The organism is Streptomyces sp. NPDC039423, from assembly GCF_055598725.1.
The window spans coordinates 1,081,355-1,100,181 of the sequence record NZ_JBVKAH010000001.1; the positions used below are offsets into that span (position 1 = coordinate 1,081,355).

The following is an 18,827-nucleotide window of genomic DNA, read 5'->3' on the forward strand; positions in this document are numbered from 1 at the left end:
CGCCAACCACCCGTGGCGCCCCCGGGTTACGGGGGCGCTCGGGAGCCGCCGGAGCGACTACCAGCCGCGCTCGCGCCACTCCGGGAGCTTCGGGCGCTCCTGCCCCAGGGTGGTGTCCTTGCCGTGCCCGGGGTAGACCCAGGTCTCGTCCGGCAGCACGTCGAACAGCTTGGTCTCGACGTCCAGGATCAGGCTGGCGAAGGCGTCCGCGTCCTGGCGGGTGTTGCCGACGCCGCCGGGGAAGAGGCAGTCGCCGGTGAAGACGTGCGGATGGCCGTGCGGGTCGTCGTAGACGAGCACGATCGAGCCGGGGGTGTGCCCCACCATACGGCGGGCGGTGAGCTCCACCCGCCCCACCCGCACCGTGTCCCCGTCGTCGACGGGGACGTCCGTGGTCACCTCGATGCCCTCGGCGTCGTACCGTCCCGCGAGGGTGCGGGCGCCGGTCGCCGCCACGACCTCGGCCAGCGCGTCCCAGTGGTCGCGGTGGCGGTGGGTGGTGACGACGGACGCGATGCCGTCGTCACCGATCAGCCGGAGCAGCGTCCGGGGCTCGCTCGCCGCGTCGATGAGCAGCTGCTCGCCGGTCGCCCGGCAGCGCAGCAGGTACGCGTTGTTGTCCATCGGGCCGACCGCGACCTTGGAGATCATCAGGTCCGTCAGCTCGTGCACATCGGCGGGCCCGCCCACCTTCACCGCTCCGCTGTACGTCATGGAGCCAGCCTATAGCGGGGGCAGTACGGGAAGGGGGCCTCCCTTGACCTCCAGAGCCGCGCCGTCACGGCGTCCGGCGAGCCACCCGAGGAGGTCGGGCGCCGGGCCGGAGACGGTCACCGCGGGGCCCTCGTCGCCGCCCGTGCGCCACTCCGCCCCGGCCGCCAGCAGCCGGGTCGGAGGTACCGTGGGATGGCCGGCGAAACGGTCGGCCAGGAACGCGATCTCCCGCTCGGTGAACTCCTCCGGCAGGTCCTCCAGCTCGTAGCCGGCGTCCAGGTCCACGTGGTGCAGCTCCACCTCGACGAGGCGGCGGAAGGGCAACCTCGCGGCCCGGTCGGTCACCCCGTTGCGCAGCTCCACCACCCGGTCCCAGTCGGCCGGCGCCTCGCCCGCCGCCCGGAACCGCGCGGCGCTCTCGCGGACGTCGTCGAGCTGGACGGCGAGCGGGCGGGTGGCGTCCCGCTCGATGTCGGCGTCGCGCGCCTCGGCGCTGACGTACATGGGACGCCCCAGGAGGACGTTCACCAGGGCGTCGGCGTTGCGGGCGAGGTGGGCCAGGACGTGCCCCCGGGTCCAGCCGGGGAGCCGGGACGGCGCGGCGACGGCGGCGTCGTCGAGCTTGGCGGCGGCGGTGAGCAGTCGGTCGGTCGCCTCGCGCACGGAGGCCAGGTCATGCACATGGTCGATCATGCTGCTGACCCTAGCGCCGCCACACGATCGGGTGAAGGTGGTTGCTCATGGCCGGAAATCGAATGCGCGTGCTATACGCTCGGTGGAGGCATCCTTGAAAGCCAGACATCCATTTGGCGGCCCCCCGTAGGCTTGAACAGTCTGGGACGGGGGCTGTGCCCCCGCTTCTCTCAAGAAAGGTGCGGACCGGCGTGGCCGACCGTCTCATCGTCCGTGGCGCGCGCGAGCACAATCTGAAGAACGTCTCGCTCGACCTCCCGCGTGACTCCCTCATCGTCTTCACCGGGCTCTCGGGGTCGGGCAAGTCCTCCCTCGCGTTCGACACGATCTTCGCCGAGGGGCAGCGCCGCTACGTCGAGTCGCTCTCCTCCTACGCCCGGCAGTTCCTCGGCCAGATGGACAAGCCGGACGTCGACTTCATCGAGGGCCTCTCCCCGGCCGTCTCGATCGACCAGAAGTCCACCTCGCGCAACCCGCGCTCCACGGTCGGCACCATCACCGAGGTCTACGACTACCTGCGCCTGCTCTTCGCGCGCATCGGCAAGCCGCACTGCCCCGAGTGCCACCGGCCCATCTCGCGCCAGTCGCCGCAGGCCATCGTCGACAAGGTGCTGGAGCTGCCCGAGGGCAGCCGCTTCCAGGTCCTGTCGCCGCTGGTGCGCGAGCGCAAGGGCGAGTTCGTCGACCTCTTCGCCGACCTCCAGACCAAGGGCTACAGCCGGGCCAGGGTGGACGGGCAGACCGTCCAGCTCGCCGAGCCGCCCACCCTGAAGAAGCAGGAGAAGCACACGATCGAGGTGGTCGTCGACCGCCTCACGGTCAAGGACAGCGCCAAGCGGCGGCTGACCGACTCCGTCGAGACCGCGCTGGGCCTGTCGGGCGGCATGGTCGTGCTCGACTTCGTCGACCTCCCCGAGGACGACCCCGAGCGCGAGCGGATGTACTCGGAGCACCTGTACTGCCCGTACGACGACCTGTCCTTCGAGGAGCTGGAGCCCCGCTCCTTCTCCTTCAACTCGCCCTTCGGCGCCTGCCCCGACTGCACCGGCATCGGCACGCGCATGGAGGTCGACCCCGAGCTGGTCGTCCCCGACGAGGAGCGCTCCCTCGACGAGGGCGCGATCCACCCCTGGTCGCACGGCCACACCAAGGAGTACTTCGGCCGGCTGATCGGCGGCCTCTCCCAGGCCCTCGGCTTCCGCACCGACATCCCCTGGGCCGGGCTGCCCGCGCGCGCGAAGAAGGCGCTGCTGTACGGGCACAAGACCCAGGTCGAGGTCCGCTACCGCAACCGGTACGGCCGGGAGCGGGCGTACACCACCCCCGCCTTCGAGGGCGCCGTCTCCTTCGTCAAGCGGCGGCACAGCGAGGCCGAGAGCGACTCCAGCCGCGAGCGCTTCGAGGGCTACATGCGCGAGGTGCCCTGCCCCACCTGCGAGGGCACCCGCCTCAAGCCGATCGTCCTCGCGGTCACGGTCATGGAGAAGTCCATCGCGGAGGTCTCCGCGATGTCCATCAGCGAGTGCGCCGACTTCCTCGGCCGGATGAAGCTGAACGCCCGCGACAAGAAGATCGCCGAGCGGGTGCTCAAGGAGGTCAACGAGCGGCTGCGCTTCCTGGTCGACGTCGGCCTGGACTACCTGTCGCTGAACCGCGCGGCCGGCACGCTCTCCGGCGGCGAGGCCCAGCGCATCCGGCTCGCCACCCAGATCGGCTCCGGCCTCGTCGGCGTGCTGTACGTCCTGGACGAGCCGTCCATCGGCCTGCACCAGCGCGACAACCACCGGCTGATCGAGACCCTGGTGCGCCTCCGCGACATGGGCAACACGCTCATCGTCGTCGAGCACGACGAGGACACCATCAAGGTGGCCGACTGGGTCGTCGACATCGGCCCCGGCGCGGGTGAGCACGGCGGCAAGGTCGTGCACTCCGGCCCCCTGAAGCAGCTTCTGGCCAACAAGGAGTCGATGACCGGGCAGTACCTGGCCGGGAAGCGGTCCATCCCGCTCCCCGACGTCCGCCGCCCGGTGGACCGGGCACGGCGGCTGACCGTGCACGGCGCCCGGGAGAACAACCTCCGTGACATCGACGTGTCGTTCCCGCTGGGCGTGCTGACGGCCGTCACCGGCGTCTCGGGCTCCGGCAAGTCGACCCTGGTCAACGACATCCTGTACACCCACCTGGCGCGCGAGCTCAACGGCGCCAAGTCCGTCCCCGGGCGGCACACGCGGGTGGACGGCGACGACCTGGTCGACAAGGTCGTCCACGTCGACCAGTCGCCCATCGGGCGCACCCCGCGCTCCAACCCGGCGACGTACACCGGTGTCTTCGACCATGTCCGCAAGCTCTTCGCCGAGACCATGGAGGCGAAGGTCCGGGGCTACCTGCCGGGCCGGTTCTCCTTCAACGTCAAGGGCGGTCGCTGCGAGAACTGCGCCGGTGACGGCACCATCAAGATCGAGATGAACTTCCTGCCGGACGTGTACGTCCCGTGCGAGGTCTGCCACGGAGCGCGCTACAACCGGGAGACCCTGGACGTCCACTACAAGGGCAAGTCCATCGCCGAGGTGCTGGACATGCCGATCGAGGAGGCCCTGGAGTTCTTCGAGGCCGTCCCGACGATCGCCCGCCACCTGCGCACCCTCACCGAGGTCGGTCTCGGGTACGTCCGGCTCGGCCAGCCCGCGCCGACCCTCTCCGGTGGTGAGGCGCAGCGCGTCAAGCTGGCGTCGGAGCTCCAGAAGCGGTCGACGGGGCGCACGGTGTACGTCCTGGACGAGCCGACCACGGGTCTGCACTTCGAGGACATCTCGAAGCTGATCACCGTGCTCTCCAACCTGGTCGACAAGGGCAACTCGGTGATCGTCATCGAGCACAACCTGGACGTCATCAAGACGGCCGACTGGGTCGTGGACATGGGCCCCGAGGGCGGCAGCGGCGGTGGCCTGGTCGTCGCCGAGGGCACGCCCGAGCAGGTCGCGAGCGTCCCGGCCAGCCACACCGGCAAGTTCCTCCGGGACATCCTCGGCGCGAACCGCATCAGCGACGCGGCCGCGGCGGTGCCGGCGGCGCGGAAGCGGGCGGCCGCGAAGAAGACCGTCGCCTCGGCGGACGGCGTGACCCGCCGGACCGCCACGGCGAAGGCGGCCGGGACGACCAGGGCGAAGAAGCCGGCCACCCGGTCCGCCACGTCCTGACCCGCCCCGCCGGGCGCGGACCCGCGCCCGGCGGCCTCCGCGCCCGGCAACGGGCCAGTCAGGGCGACGGGGCGAGGCGGGCCGCCAGGGCGGGGATCGAGTCGGTGAACCAGACGTGGGAGCCCCGGTTCGCCTCGCGGACGAAGTCGCGCAGCGGCGTGCTGCCGGCCACGTGGTGCGAGACGTCCCCGACGACGACCAGCCGCAGGCCGTAGTCGGTGAACTTCTGGACCACCTCGCCGGCCACGCCCGTGCGCAGCGAGAAGAAGTCCGCACCGAGCCGCTCCACCGGCACCACCACCAGTGCCGCCTCGCGGCCCAGCGCGTCCCCGACCAGGTCCAGGGCGGCCTGGCGGCCGGCCAGCGTGGGCCCGCCGGGAGAGCAGACCAGCGCGGGCACGCCGTGCAGCGGCAGCACCGTGTCGGACGTCACCAGCTCGGCGGCGTACGGCGGCTCCGCGCCCGGGCGGGAGCAGGTGACCGCCGCCGCCCGGGCCGCGAACGACAGCAGGTCCGTCCAGGCCCCGGCGTCCAGGGCGGACAGCGGGCGGGACCCCAGCCCGTGCAGCAGCGCCGCGTTCACCGTGTCGCCCGCCCCGATGGTGTCGGCGACCGCCACCGGCACCGCGGGCACCGACACGGTCAGCTCCTCCGTGAACACCGTCAGCCCCTCAGCGCCCCGGGTGAGCACCACCGCCTCCGGCCCCGCGGCCAGCCACTCGCCGGGTGAACCGCCCAGCCACCGCGCGTCCTCCTCGGACAGCTTCAGCAGCGACACGTACGGCAGCCACCCCGTGAACCGCGCCCGGTGGGCCTCCGCGTCCGGGAGCAGACCGGGCCGGACGTTCGGGTCCAGCAGCGTCAGCACCCCGCGCCCCGCCTCCCGCCGCAGCAGCGCCTCGTAGGCGCTCGCGCCCGGCTCCAGGGCCAGCGAGCAGGTACCGAAGGCCATCGCCCGTACCGCGTCCGGAAGCCGCCCGGGCAGTTCGAAGAGCCGGTCGGCCGTCCCCTCGGCGTGGAACGAATACCCCGCCGAACCGTCCGCGCCGACCGAGGCCACCGCCAGCGTCGTGGGCTCGGCACCCCGCTGGACGAGGCCCGTGGCGACCCCCGCCGCCCGTAGCCCCGCCAGCAGCGCCTCCCCGAACGCGTCCGTGGACACCCGGGAGCAGAACGCGGCCTCGGCGCCGAGCCGGCCCAGCGCCACCGCCGTGTTGTAGGGGCCACCGCCCCGGCGCGGGACCAGCGCCGACAGCGGCTCGGCCCCCGTGGGGACGAGGTCGATCAGGGACTCTCCGGCGGCAACGATCACGAGGCCGAACGTAACCCATCGGCCCCGCACGGGACAGCCCCCGCAGCGCCCCCCGAACCCCGCCGCAGGCCCACCGATCTACCCCGGTATCGTCGGTTCCGTCACCGCACCCCCAGCCCACCGTGGAGCCCCCATGCCCGGCCAGCCGCCCGCCCGCCGTTCCGTGCTGAAAGGCGCAGCCCTCGCCGGGGCCGCCGGGCTCGGCGCCGCCGCCTGCTCCACCGAGTCCAAGCTCGGCCACGCCCGGACCCCCACGCCGACCGCCCCGGTCGACCTGGGCGCGGCGGACGCGGTCCCCGTCGGGGGCGCCAAGCTGTACCGCGAGGAGCGCCTCGTGGTGAGCTGCCCCGCCAAGGGCCAGTACAAGGCGTTCAGCGCCCAGTGCACCCACGCGGGCTGCGTCTTCGACAAGGTCGAGGGCACCGAGGGCAACTGCCCCTGCCACGGCAGCCGCTTCGACGTCACCACCGGCAAGCCGCTCCGGGGCCCCGCGACCGCCGCCCTGCCCGAGGTCCCGGTCAAGGTCACCGGCGGCAAGCTGGTCGCCGGCCCCGACGCGTAGTCCGGGTCAGTCCCAGTCCCAGTCGATCCCCAGGATCCCCGGCCGGACCGCCTGCTCCACGAAGTGCACCGTGCGGTGCCGCCCGCTCAGCGTCAGGTCGCCGCGGGCCCCGCGCGGCGCCCCCGCCGACGTCTGCGCGAAGCGGCGGCACCGCACGGGCAGGGCGTCCTCGTGGAACCGGACCTGGAGCACGTACTGCCCGCCCGCGAAGCTGAAGCCCCGCACGTACTCGCCGCTCACCCCGCCCGTACCGTCCTCGAAGCCGTACCCGAAGAGGTACGTCTCCCCCGCCCGCAGCCGTGCGTCGAACAGCAGCTCGGCCACCACGACCCCGGTCTCCCCGTGCCGCCGCACCCGCCCCGGGCGGCAGTTCTCGCCCGCCCGCACCACCACCCGCTCCGGGTCGCAGCCGGGGTCGCCGTGGTGGATGGCCAGGTAGCGGTCGACGCCGTCCCGGTGCGCCCGCACCACCTGCTGGGAGTCCCGGCCGAGCAGCTCCCGCCCGGCGCCGATCCGCACCCGCTCCTGGTGCCCCACCGTGTGCAGCCCGCCGTCCGCCGGGGCCTCCAGCTCCGCGATCAGCCGCTCCACCGCGCCCGACGCCTCCAGCAGCGAGCGGTACGTACGGCCCGCCGGCCTGGTCACCGCGGGCCGCGGGCCCGCTCCCGTCCCCGTTCCCGTACCGGCGCCCGGGTCGTCCGCGCCCGGATCGCCGAGCAGCCGTATCAGGGACTCACCGGGCAGCCGGAGCAACTCCTCCAGGGCCCGGACCGCCTTCAGGGACTCCGGCCGCTGCGGGCGGCGGGCGCCCTGCTGCCAGTAGCACAGGCTGGTCACCCCGACCTTGATGCCCCGGTGGGCGAGATGGTGCTGGACCCGCTGGAGCGGCAGCCCGCGCACCGCCAGCGCCGCGCGCAGCGCCAGGTGGAACGGGCCGGTGTGGAGGATCCGCGCGAGATCGGTCTCGGTGTGCGGGGTGCGTGCCATGGGAGTCCTCGGTGAACGTTCACGACGGGGCGGTACGACTCCGGGCCGGTGGCGACGGGCGGGGCTGGTGGGGGAGGGGATCCGTTCACTCGTCAACCAGTGGCGTTCACAGCGCGGTGTCACCACGCATTGAAGCGTGTTGACCTGCGCCCGACAACGCTCGATGCTCCCAGCAGCGTCCGGACGCGATCCTCCCTCCCCACATCCCCAGCCGGAGGAACGCGATGCGCACACCCGTCAACCCCCCGGGCAGAGCCCGGCAGTTCGTCCTCGCGGTGCTCCTCGCCGCCACCACCGTCCTCGTCCTCCCGGTGACCGCCGCCACCGCCGAGGACCGTTCCGCCACGGCGCTCGCCGCCAAGCGCCTGGACATCACCATGCAGGCACAGGCCAAGACCAACTGGTGCTGGGCCGCGGGCGGCAACACCATCGCCACCTGGTTCGGCCGCTCCTACACCCAGAACCAGTTCTGCAACGCCGCCTTCGACCGGCAGCAGGGCTACGACTGCCCCAACTGGCAGGCCACCCTCGGCAACGTCCGGACCGGGCTGCGCTGGGCCGGCATCAAGCCCGGCTCGTACGTCGACGGCTGGCTGCGCTACTCCACCGTCCAGACCGAGATCAACGCCGGTCGCCCCGTCGAGACCCGCATCCAGTGGGCCGGCGGCGGAGGACACATGCACGTGGTGTACGGCTACGACGACGCCAACGGCTGGGTCCACTGGGGCGATCCCTGGCCCTCCAGCGACCGGTACAACTGGGCGTCGCACGCCTGGTACGTCGACAACAGCGGCTTCTCCTGGACCCACTCGCTCTACCGGATAGGGGCGTGAGACCGATGACCCCACGTCGTCTCGTGGCGGTGACCGCCCTGACGCCGGCGCTGCTGCTCCTCGGCGTCCCGGCGGCCGGCGCCGCCGACACCCCGGGGGCGGCGGTCACCGCCCCCGCCACCCTCGACACGCTCTCCCGCTTCTTCGCCCGCGACGGAGCCGTGACCCGGTCCGCCGCCCGGCCCCGAGTCGAGGGCCGTACCGTCCCGGTGCGGTTCCTCTCACCGGACTTCGTCGCGGGCAAGGCGGGGGCGCCGGTCGCGCGCGTCGAGTTCCACGCCGCCGCCGCGGTCTCCTCCGACGGGCGGCGGGCGTCCGTGTGGACCGCCCGCCGGGGCGCCGGGGGCTGGCAGGTGGTGAACATCGCGACCGGCGACGACGAGACCCGGTACGCGGCGGAGGGCGCCCGCCGGGCCCCGGGCGGAACGGTGTTCCGGGAGCCGCAGATCGACGCCTGGTACGTCCACGCCGGCGGCAGGGTGCTCCCCCTGGACGAGGACGCGGTACGCGCGGTGGGAGCCGGCGGGACCACGCTCGCCGCCTACCGGGACCGCGTCGCGGCGGCGTACCGCGACAAGCTCCCCGGCTCGGCGTACGCGCGCCGGGGCGGTGCCGGCGGGTACGGAGGGCCCGCCGGACCCGCCGGACCCGAAGCCGTGGCACCGGACACCACGGCCACCGGTCCCGGGGCGGACGGCCCGCGTGCGGACGGCCCCGGTACGGCCGGCGCCCGGGCCGCCGCGGTGCCGGGCGCCGCGGCGCCGGCCGCCGCCTCCCGCCCGACCGGAACCGGAACCGGGACCGACGGGGCCGCCGTGGCCCCCGTCGCCGGGGCCGCCGCCCTGGTCCTCGTCCTGGCCGGGGTCCTCGGCGGGGCCTTCCGGCGCCGCCGCCGCTGATTCCCGGGGCGGTACGGGCCCGGCCCCCACCGGCCCGGCACCGCCCCGGAACCCCGTACCCCGACGACCCCACCCCGTACCGGACCCACCACCCCCTCCTCCCACCGTCTCCCCTCCGCTTCCGCGACCCACCCCCCACCCCGGCGCGGGGCGCCTCCGGTCCCACCCGGCGGCGCCCCGCGGCCATGGCGGCGACACCTCTCGGACGCCCGTGGTGTCAGCGGACGCCAGTAGGGTGTGAGGCATGGCAGACCCCTCCAGCTACCGCCCCAAGCCGGGACAGATCCCCGACTCGCCGGGGGTCTACAAATTCCGTGACGAACACCGCCGGGTGATCTACGTCGGGAAGGCGAAGTCCCTGCGCCAGCGGCTCGCCAGCTACTTCCAGGACCTGGCCGGCCTCCACCCGCGCACGCGCACCATGGTCACCACGGCCGCCTCCGTCGAGTGGACCGTCGTCTCCACCGAGGTCGAGGCGCTCCAGCTCGAGTACTCCTGGATCAAGGAGTTCGACCCGCGGTTCAACGTCAAGTACCGCGACGACAAGAGCTACCCGTACCTGGCCGTCACCCTCAACGAGGACTTCCCGCGCGTCCAGGTCATGCGCGGCCAGAAGAAGAAGGGCGTCCGGTACTTCGGCCCGTACAGCCACGCCTGGGCCATCCGCGACACCGTCGACCTGCTGCTGCGCGTCTTCCCCGTGCGGACGTGCTCGGCCGGTGTGTTCAAGAACGCCGAGCGCACCGGCCGCCCCTGCCTCCTCGGCTACATCGGCAAGTGCTCGGCGCCGTGCGTCGGCCGGGTCGACCCCGAGGAACACCGGGAACTGGCCGAGGAGTTCTGCGACTTCATGGCCGGCCGTACCGGCACCTACATCCGCCGCCTGGAGAAGGACATGACGGTGGCGGCCGAGGACATGGAGTACGAGAAGGCGGCCCGGCTGCGCGACGACATAGAGGCGCTCCGGCGGGCCATGGAGAAGAGCGCGGTCGTCCTCGCCGACGCCACCGACGCCGACCTGATCGCCGTCGCCGAGGACGAGCTGGAAGCGGCCGTGCAGATCTTCCACGTCCGCGGCGGCCGGGTGCGCGGCCAGCGCGGCTGGGTCACCGACAAGGTCGAAGCCGTCGACACCGCCGGCCTGGTCGAGCACGCGCTCCAGCAGCTCTACGGCGAGGAGAGCGGCGACGCGGTACCCAAGGAGGTCCTCGTCCCGGCCCTCCCCGAGGACCTGGACGCCGTGACGCAGTGGCTCAGCGGCCGCCGCGGCTCGCAGGTGTCCCTGCGCATCCCGCAGCGTGGTGACAAGAAGGCGCTGATGGAGACCGTCGGGCGCAATGCCCAGCAGGCCCTCGTGCTGCACAAGACCAAGCGTGCCAGCGACCTGACCACCCGCTCGCGCGCCCTGGAGGAGATCGCCGAGGCGCTGGACCTGGAGTCGGCCCCGCTGCGCATCGAGTGCTTCGACATCTCCCACCTCCAGGGCGAGGACGTCGTCGCTTCCATGGTCGTCTTCGAGGACGGCCTGCCCCGCAAGAGCGAGTACCGCCGCTTCCAGATCAAGGGCTTCGAGGGCCAGGACGACGTCCGCTCGATGCACGAGGTGATCACCCGCCGCTTCCGGCGGTACCTCGCCGAGAAGGAGCGGACCGGCGAGTGGGCCCTGGAGGAGACCGACGGCGAGGTCCCGGCCCAGGCCCCGGAGGACGACGGCCGGCCGAAGAAGTTCGCCTACCCGCCGCAGCTCGTCGTGGTCGACGGCGGGCAGCCGCAGGTCGCCGCGGCCCGGCGGGCCCTGGACGAGCTCGGCATCGACGACATCGCCGTGTGCGGCCTGGCCAAGCGCCTGGAGGAGGTGTGGCTGCCGGGCGACGACGACCCCGTCGTCCTGCCCCGCTCCAGCGAGGGGCTCTACCTCCTCCAGCGGGTCCGTGACACGGCCCACGACTTCGCCATCCGTTACCAGCGCACCAAACGCCACAAGCGGATACGGACCAGTCCCCTGGACGCGGTCCCGGGCCTCGGGGACGCCCGCAAGCAGACACTGATCAAGCACTTCGGCTCGGTGAAGCGGCTGCGGCAGGCGACAATCGAGCAGATCTGCGAGGTGCCGGGGTTCGGCCGGAAGACCGCCGAAGCCGTGGCCGTGGCCCTCGCCCAGGCGGCTCCGGCCGCCCCTGCCGTGAACACGGCCACAGGAGAGATCATGGATGAGGACGACGGGGGAACGGGACATGTCTGAGCACGACCCCACGGCGGCACCAGAGCCGACAGCACGAGAAGACGGAGCAGCACACGTGAGTACGGGCACGACGATCGAGGCCGGAGAGGCCGCCGAGGCGGCCATCCCCGAGCTGGTGATCATCTCCGGCATGTCCGGCGCCGGGCGCAGCACCGCGGCCAAGTGCCTGGAGGACCTCGGCTGGTTCGTCGTCGACAACCTGCCGCCCGCGCTGATCCCCACCATGGTGGAGCTCGGCGCCCGCTCCCAGGGCAACGTGGCGCGCATCGCCGTCGTCGTCGACGTGCGCGGCCGCCAGTTCTTCGAGAGCCTCCGCGAGTCGCTCGCGGTCCTCGACGCCAAGCAGGTCACCCGCCGGATCGTCTTCCTGGAGTCGTCCGACGAGGCCCTGGTCCGCCGCTTCGAGTCGGTGCGCCGCCCGCACCCCCTCCAGGGCGACGGCCGGATCGTCGACGGCATCGCCGCCGAGCGCGACCTGCTGCGCGAGCTGCGCGGCGACGCCGACCTGGTGATCGACACCTCCAGCCTCAACGTCCACGAGCTGCGCGCCAAGATGGACGCCCAGTTCGCCGGCGACGAGGAGCCGGAGCTGCGGGCCACGGTGATGTCGTTCGGGTACAAGTACGGCCTGCCCGTCGACGCCGACCTCGTCGTGGACTGCCGCTTCCTGCCCAACCCGCACTGGGTACCGGAGCTGCGCCCGTTCACCGGCCTCAACGAGGAGGTGTCGGGGTACGTCTTCAACCAGCCGGGCGCCAAGGAGTTCCTCGACCGGTACACCGAACTGCTCGAGCTGGTCTCCGCCGGCTACCGCCGCGAGGGCAAGCGGTACGTGACGATCGCCGTCGGCTGCACGGGCGGCAAGCACCGCTCCGTCGCCATGTCCGAGAAGCTCGCCGCCCGGCTCGCCTCGGAAGGGGTCGAGACCGTCGTCGTCCACCGGGACATGGGGCGCGAGTGAAGCAGTACCGCCGGCGTACGAGGCCCCTGACCGCCCGTACGCTCCGCAGACGCGGCGCCCAGCCCAAGGTCGTGGCCCTCGGCGGTGGCATGGGCCTGTCGGCGTCCCTCGCCGCGCTGCGCCGTATCACCGGTGACCTGACCGCCGTGGTCACGGTCGCCGACGACGGCGGTTCCAGCGGCCGGCTCCGTGAGGAGCTGGGCGTGCTGCCGCCCGGTGACCTGCGCAAGGCCCTGGCGGCCCTGTGCGGTGACGACGACTGGGGCCAGACGTGGTCCCGTGTCATCCAGCACCGGTTCCAGTCCAAGGGCGACCTGCACGAGCACGCCGTCGGCAACCTGCTGATCGTCGCCCTGTGGGAACAGCTCGGCGACCACGTCCAGGCGCTGGACCTGGTCGGCCGGCTGCTCGGCGCGCACGGCCGGGTGCTGCCCATGTCGGCCGTGCCGCTGGAGCTCCAGGCGCTGGTCAAGGGCCACGACCCGGAGCGCCCGGAGGACGTGGACACCGTCCGCGGCCAGGCCACCGTGGCGCTGACGCCCGGCGAGGTGCAGTCGGTGCACCTGGTGCCGAACGACCCGCCCGCCGTGCCGGAGGCGGTCGAGGCCGTGCTCGACGCGGACTGGGTGGTGCTGGGCCCCGGCTCCTGGTTCTCCTCGGTGATCCCGCACCTGCTGGTGCCGGAGCTGCTGGAGGCGCTCGTCGAGACCAAGGCGCGCCGGGTGCTGTCGCTGAACCTCGCTCCCCAGCCCGGAGAAACCGAGGGCTTCTCTCCGCAGCGTCATTTGGAGGTTTTGGGACGACACGCCCCTAAACTCGCCCTGGACGTGGTGCTGGCCGACGAGGCCGCCGTGCCCGACCGCGAGTCCCTCGCAGACGCCGCCAAGCGGCTCGGTGCCGCGGTCGAGCTGGCCCCGGTGGCGAGGAATGACGGCTCGCCGAAGCACGACCCGGAGCTGTTGGCCGCCGCGTACGACCGTATTTTTCGGATGCATGGAAGGATCGGCCCATGGCGATGACGGCAGCGGTGAAGGACGAGATCTCCCGGCTCCCCGTCACCCGGACCTGCTGCAGAAAGGCGGAGGTCTCGTCGATCCTGCGGTTCGCCGGCGGGCTGCACCTGGTCAGCGGGCGGATCGTGATCGAGGCGGAGCTGGACACCGCGATGGCGGCGCGCCGTCTGAAGCGGGACATCGCGGAGATCTTCGGGCACGGTTCCGAACTGATCGTGATGGCTCCGGGCGGGCTGCGGCGCGGCTCGCGGTTCGTGGTGCGCGTGGTGGCGGGCGGTGACCAGCTCGCCCGCCAGACCGGGCTGGTGGACGGCCGGGGGCGCCCGATCCGGGGCCTGCCGCCGCAGGTCGTCTCCGGGGCGACCTGTGACGCGGAGGCCGCCTGGCGCGGTGCCTTCCTGGCGCACGGCTCGCTGACCGAGCCCGGCCGTTCCTCGTCCCTGGAGGTCACCTGCCCGGGACCGGAGGCCGCGCTGGCGCTGGTGGGTGCCGCGCGGCGGCTGTCCATCGCCGCGAAGGCCCGTGAGGTGCGGGGCGTGGACCGCGTGGTGGTCCGGGACGGTGACGCGATCGGCGCGCTGCTGACCCGGCTCGGTGCGCACGAGTCGGTGCTGGCCTGGGAGGAGCGGCGGATGCGCCGCGAGGTCCGTGCCACCGCCAACCGGCTGGCCAACTTCGACGACGCCAACCTGCGCCGGTCGGCCCGTGCCGCGGTGGCGGCCGGTGCCCGGGTGCAGCGCGCCCTGGAGATCCTCGGCGAGGAGGTGCCCGAGCACCTGGCGGCGGCCGGCCGGCTGCGCATGGAGCACAAGCAGGCCTCCCTGGAGGAGCTCGGCGCCCTGGCCGACCCGCCGCTGACCAAGGACGCGGTCGCCGGCCGCATCCGCCGGCTGCTGGCCATGGCCGACAAGCGGGCCCAGGACCTGGGCATCCCCGGCACGGAGTCCAACCTCACGGAGGAGATGGCCGACGGTCTCGTCGGCTGACGGCCCGGTGCGCGCCGCCGCCCCACCCGGAGCGGCGGCGGCCGTCGGCCGTGGCCCCCGAGGCGGTATTGACATGATCATGAAGTGTCATGAGCCTGGCGCCTGTCCACTTCCGTGGCAGACAACTGCAAGGGGGGCACATGAGACGTAGGGCGCGAGCGATCCTCGCCGCGGCTTCACTGCTGGTGACCGGACTGGTGGCGGGACCCGCCGCCGGGGCCGAGGGACCGGACGGCCCGGACGACGGCAGGGGCGACGGCCTCTCCGTATGGCACGCCAGGGTGACCAAGGAGCAGGTCCCGCTCCTCCTCGACGCCGGGGCCGACGGCCACGAGCTGAGCGAGCAGGTGCCCGACAAGGGCACCGCCACCGTCGAGCTGTACCTGACCGGCCGGCAGGCCGAGACGCTGCGCGACAAGGGCGTCGGCGTCACCGAGCACGACCTCACCGCGACCGCCGAGAAGCGCGTTGCGGCCGCCGGCGACGGCGTGTTCCGGCCGTACTCCGGCAAGGGGGGACTCAAGGAGGAACTCCTGACGACCGCCCGGGCCAACCCGGCGCTCACCAAGGTCGTCAGCATCGGCAGGACCGTCCGGGGCCAGGAGATCCTCGCCCTCAAGGTCACCAAGGGAGCCAAGAGGTACGAGGACGGGTCCAAGCCCGCCACCCTGTACCTCTCCAACCAGCACGCCCGTGAGTGGATCACCCCCGAGATGAACCGGAGGCTGCTCCACCACTACCTCGCCGGCTACGGCAAGGACCCGCGCATCACCAGGATCGTCGACACCACCGAGCTGTGGTTCGTGCTCTCGGCCAACCCCGACGGCTACGACCACACCCATGCCGACCCCGCCAACCGCCAGTGGCGCAAGAACCTCCGCGACAACAACGGCGACGGGAGCATCACCCCCGGCGACGGCGTCGACCTCAACCGCAACTTCTCCTACAAGTGGGGCTACGACGACGAGGGTTCGTCACCCGACCCCGCCGACGAGACCTACCGCGGCACCGGCCCCATGTCCGAACCCGAGACCAAGGCCATCGACGCCTTCCAGAAGCGGATCGGGTTCCGGTACGGCATCAACTACCACTCCGCCGCCCAGCTCCTCCTCTACGGCGTCGGCTGGCAGGTCGCCACCGACACCCCCGACGACGTGCCCCTCAGGGCCCTGGCCGGCACCCCCGCCAAGTCCGCGGTCCCCGGCTACCGTCCGCAGGTCTCCTCCGAGCTCTACACCACCAACGGCGAGGCCGACGGACACGCCGCGAACGTCAACGGGATGCAGATGTTCACCCCGGAGATGTCCACCTGTGCCACCGCTTCCCGGATCGACCCGGACGACGCCTGGGAACCGGCCGACTGCGCGTCCGTCTTCACCTTCCCCGACGACGAGAAACTGATCCAGCAGGAGTTCGCCAAGAACATCCCGTTCGCCCTGGCCGTCGCCGAGTCCGCCACCCGCCCCGACGACCCGGTCTCGCCGGCCGGCACCGACGCCCCCGCCCTCGTCCCCGACACCTTCACCACCTCCTACGCCTACGACGGCGCCGACCAGGAGGTCGCCGTCACCGCCCGCAAGTCGCTGCGCGACAAGGAACTCAAGTACCGCGTCAACGGCGGCCGCACCCACGACCAGCGGCTGGAGGCCTGGGACGGCGGCGAGACCTACGGCGGCGAGGACAACCTCTACTACGACGAGTACCGCGCCGAGGTCCAGGACGGCGAACCCGGCGACACCGTCGAGGTGTGGTTCACCGGCCGCACCCGCGCCGGCAAGCGCGTCTCGTCCACCCCGTTCACCTACACCATCGCCGAGCGGCCCCGCGCCGACGTCCTGGTGCTCGCCGACGAGGGCGGCACCACCGCCGCACGGCACACCGCCGCGTACACCGCGGCCCTGAAGGCGGCCGGCCACAAGGCCGTCGTCTGGGACGTCGCCACCCAGGGCACCCCGCACGACCTCGGCGTGCTCGGCCACTTCTCCGCGGTCGTCTGGTACACCGGCGCCGAACGGCCCTCCGGGCCCGTCATGCTCGCCGTGCGCGACTACCTCAACGAGGGCGGCAAGCTGGTCAACGCCGGTGAGCAGTCCGGCGGACTCGTCGACATCGGCCGCGCCGACTCCAACGACTTCGCCCAGTACTACCTCGGCGCCTACCGCCGCGCCGGCATGGCCTCGCCCGGTTCCTTCCGGGGCGTGGGCAGCTTCGCCGGCACGGAGGCCGCCCTCGGCGACGCCCCGGGCAACCCGCTCGACAGCGCCGGCGCCTTCACCGTCACCTCCGACACCCTCGACCCCCGGCGGTTCCCGCAGTTCCGCAGCACCGCCGCGGGCGACTACCCCGGCGTACGCACCCCCTTCGAGCCGTACGAGGGCGACACCTTCGCCGCCGCCCGGCACGCCGACAACGCCTGGATGCGGCTCACCCGGACCGTCGACCTGACCGGCACCGCCGCCGCCGCGCGGCCGGCGCTCCGGTTCAGGCTCAGCCACGACGTCGAGCCCGGCTACGACAACGTGGTCGTCGAGGCGCACACCGTCGGCCAGGACGACTGGACGACCCTGCCCGATACCGGGGGCCGCTCCTCCAGCGAGGTCCCGACCGACTGCGCCGAGGGCTTCTACCTCGCCCAGCATCCCTTCCTCTCCCACTACCTCACCGCCGGCGAGGGCGGCTGCACCGCCGCCGGCACCACCGGCGCCTGGCACGCCTTCAGCGGCACCTCGGGCGGCTGGCAGCCGGTGTCCGTCGACCTGAGCGCGTACGCCGGCAAGCGGGTGGAGCTGTCCGTCTCGTACATCTCCGACTCCGGGACCGGGGAGACCGGCGTCTTCGTCGACGACACCGCGCTGGTCGTCGACGGAGCCACCCGGGACGCCGAGGGCTTCGAGACCTCGCTCGGCGCCTGGACCACCACCGGCCCGCCGGCCGGCAGCCCGGGCAACGCCACCGACTGGGCCCGCTCGCCCGCGCTCTTCCGCTCCCGGGCGGCCGTCACCACGCGCGACACCGTGCTGCTCGGGTTCGGACTGGAGCACGTCACCGACCCGGCGCTGCGTGCGCGGCTGCTGGGCCGGGCGCTGTCGGCACTGGCGCGCTGACGAGCGCGTTCCCGCACCGAAGAGCGCTCCGGGCTGACGCTCGGTAGCCGGGTGAACGCCCCGGTGGACCGTACTGTCCAGTAGGACGGGGACCGCGGTCCACCGGGCGCGTCCGGGTGCGCTAGATGTCACTCCGCCGCCTGGAGGGAGGTAGGGTCGTAAGCGGTCGGGGACATCCCTAATAGAAACTCGCCGGGCGTCGAAACCCGGCGTACCTAACGAGGAGATCGGTTCGTGACGATCCGCGTAGGCATCAACGGCTTTGGCCGCATCGGTCGTAACTACTTCCGCGCGCTGCTGGAGCAGGGTGCAGACATCGAGATCGTGGCTGTCAACGACCTGGGTGACACTGCGACCACGGCCCACCTGCTGAAGTACGACACCATCCTGGGCCGCCTCAAGGCCGAGGTGACCCACACCGCCGACACGATCACCGTCGACGGCCACACCATCAAGGTGCTCTCCGAGCGCAACCCGGCCGACATCCCCTGGGGCGAGCTGGGCGTCGACATCGTCATCGAGTCGACCGGCATCTTCACCAAGAAGGCCGACGCCGAGAAGCACATCGCCGGCGGCGCCAAGAAGGTCCTCATCTCGGCTCCGGCCAGCGGCGAGGACATCACCATCGTGATGGGCGTCAACCAGGACAAGTACGACGCGGCCAACCACCACGTCATCTCCAACGCCTCCTGCACCACCAACTGCGTGGCGCCGATGGCCAAGGTCCTCGACGAGAACTTCGGCATCGTCAAGGGCATGATGACGACGGTCCACGCCTACACCAACGACCAGCGCATCCTGGACTTCCCGCACAAGGACCTCCGCCGCGCCCGCGCCGCCGCGGAGAACATCATCCCGACCTCGACGGGCGCCGCCAAGGCCACCGCCCTGGTCCTCCCGCAGCTGAAGGGCAAGCTGGACGGCATCGCCATGCGCGTCCCGGTCCCCACCGGCTCGGTCACCGACCTGGTCCTGGAGCTCGACCGCGAGGTCACCAAGGACGAGATCAACACCGCCTTCCAGAAGGCGGCCGAGGGTCAGCTCAAGGGCATCCTCGAGTACACCGAGGACCCGATCGTCTCCTCGGACATCGTCAACTGGCCGGCCTCCTGCACCTTCGACTCCCAGCTCACCATGGTGCAGGGCAAGCAGGTCAAGGTCGTCGGCTGGTACGACAACGAGTGGGGTTACTCCAACCGTCTCGTGGATCTCACCGTCTTCGTCGGCGGCCAGCTCTAAGACACTGGGTACCAGGGCAGGCACTTCGATGTGAGCGCAGGGCCCGGGCAGCGCAACGCCGCGCTGTACGGGCCCTGACGCTTGC

The 18,827-nt window shown here is 72.5% G+C and carries 14 protein-coding genes; 10 read left to right on the forward strand and 4 right to left on the reverse strand.

All coding sequences use genetic code 11. From position 1 onward, the window contains the following. Window positions 1-57 precede the first annotated feature (57 nt). On the reverse strand, window positions 58-714 hold the full coding sequence (locus ACZ7LK_RS04825) for an MBL fold metallo-hydrolase (RefSeq protein WP_392276287.1): 657 nt from the start codon (window positions 712-714) through the stop codon (window positions 58-60). A gap of 9 nt (window positions 715-723) precedes the next feature. Beyond that, a complete protein-coding gene (locus ACZ7LK_RS04830) occupies window positions 724-1,407 on the reverse strand; it encodes a maleylpyruvate isomerase family mycothiol-dependent enzyme (RefSeq protein WP_471138380.1) in 684 nt (227 codons plus the stop codon). A gap of 191 nt (window positions 1,408-1,598) precedes the next feature. Here ACZ7LK_RS04830 and uvrA point away from each other — a divergent pair, with 191 nt between their 5' ends. Continuing rightward, entirely contained in the window at window positions 1,599-4,604 is a 3,006-nt protein-coding gene (gene uvrA, locus ACZ7LK_RS04835; protein ID WP_471138382.1) for an excinuclease ABC subunit UvrA, read from the forward strand. A 58-nt stretch (window positions 4,605-4,662) separates the two neighbouring features. On the opposite strand, the gene ACZ7LK_RS04840 is transcribed toward uvrA, so the two are convergent. Further along, complete coding sequence (locus tag ACZ7LK_RS04840; RefSeq protein WP_471138384.1) at window positions 4,663-5,916, reverse strand: PfkB family carbohydrate kinase; 1,254 nt, start codon at window positions 5,914-5,916, stop codon at window positions 4,663-4,665. Between the two features lie 133 nt (window positions 5,917-6,049). On the opposite strand from ACZ7LK_RS04840, the gene ACZ7LK_RS04845 reads away from it, so the two are divergent. Continuing rightward, a complete protein-coding gene (locus ACZ7LK_RS04845) occupies window positions 6,050-6,478 on the forward strand; it encodes a Rieske (2Fe-2S) protein (protein WP_392276291.1) in 429 nt (142 codons plus the stop codon). A 6-nt stretch (window positions 6,479-6,484) separates the two neighbouring features. Here ACZ7LK_RS04845 and ACZ7LK_RS04850 read toward each other — a convergent pair whose 3' ends face one another. Next, on the reverse strand, window positions 6,485-7,465 hold the full coding sequence (locus ACZ7LK_RS04850; RefSeq protein WP_471138386.1) for a hypothetical protein: 981 nt from the start codon (window positions 7,463-7,465) through the stop codon (window positions 6,485-6,487). A 224-nt stretch (window positions 7,466-7,689) separates the two neighbouring features. On the opposite strand from ACZ7LK_RS04850, the gene ACZ7LK_RS04855 reads away from it, so the two are divergent. From ACZ7LK_RS04855 to gap, 8 genes are all read left to right on the forward strand, one after another. Next, window positions 7,690-8,298 (forward strand): papain-like cysteine protease family protein, encoded by a 609-nt coding sequence (locus tag ACZ7LK_RS04855; RefSeq protein WP_392276293.1) that lies wholly within the window; start codon window positions 7,690-7,692, stop codon window positions 8,296-8,298. Window positions 8,299-8,303: 5 nt separating this feature from the next. Beyond that, window positions 8,304-9,197, forward strand: a complete 894-nt coding sequence (locus tag ACZ7LK_RS04860; RefSeq protein ID WP_392276294.1) for a hypothetical protein — start codon at window positions 8,304-8,306, stop codon at window positions 9,195-9,197. Window positions 9,198-9,441: 244 nt separating this feature from the next. Further along, on the forward strand, window positions 9,442-11,439 hold the full coding sequence (gene uvrC, locus ACZ7LK_RS04865; protein WP_392276295.1) for an excinuclease ABC subunit UvrC: 1,998 nt from the start codon (window positions 9,442-9,444) through the stop codon (window positions 11,437-11,439). Next, window positions 11,432-12,400: an RNase adapter RapZ gene (gene rapZ, locus ACZ7LK_RS04870; RefSeq protein ID WP_392276296.1), complete on the forward strand. Its 969-nt coding sequence runs from the start codon at window positions 11,432-11,434 to the stop codon at window positions 12,398-12,400. The genes uvrC and rapZ overlap by 8 nt, the downstream gene beginning before the upstream one ends. Beyond that, window positions 12,397-13,419: a gluconeogenesis factor YvcK family protein gene (locus ACZ7LK_RS04875; protein WP_392276297.1), complete on the forward strand. Its 1,023-nt coding sequence runs from the start codon at window positions 12,397-12,399 to the stop codon at window positions 13,417-13,419. The genes rapZ and ACZ7LK_RS04875 overlap by 4 nt, the downstream gene beginning before the upstream one ends. Next, on the forward strand, window positions 13,410-14,399 hold the full coding sequence (gene whiA / locus ACZ7LK_RS04880) for a DNA-binding protein WhiA (RefSeq protein ID WP_064073084.1): 990 nt from the start codon (window positions 13,410-13,412) through the stop codon (window positions 14,397-14,399). Before ACZ7LK_RS04875 ends, whiA begins: the two co-directional genes overlap by 10 nt. Window positions 14,400-14,539: 140 nt before the next feature. Continuing rightward, complete coding sequence (locus ACZ7LK_RS04885) at window positions 14,540-17,503, forward strand: M14 family metallopeptidase (protein ID WP_471138389.1); 2,964 nt, start codon at window positions 14,540-14,542, stop codon at window positions 17,501-17,503. Between the two features lie 234 nt (window positions 17,504-17,737). Further along, a complete protein-coding gene (gene gap, locus ACZ7LK_RS04890) occupies window positions 17,738-18,742 on the forward strand; it encodes a type I glyceraldehyde-3-phosphate dehydrogenase (protein ID WP_392276299.1) in 1,005 nt (334 codons plus the stop codon). The last annotated feature ends 85 nt before the right edge of the window (window positions 18,743-18,827 follow it).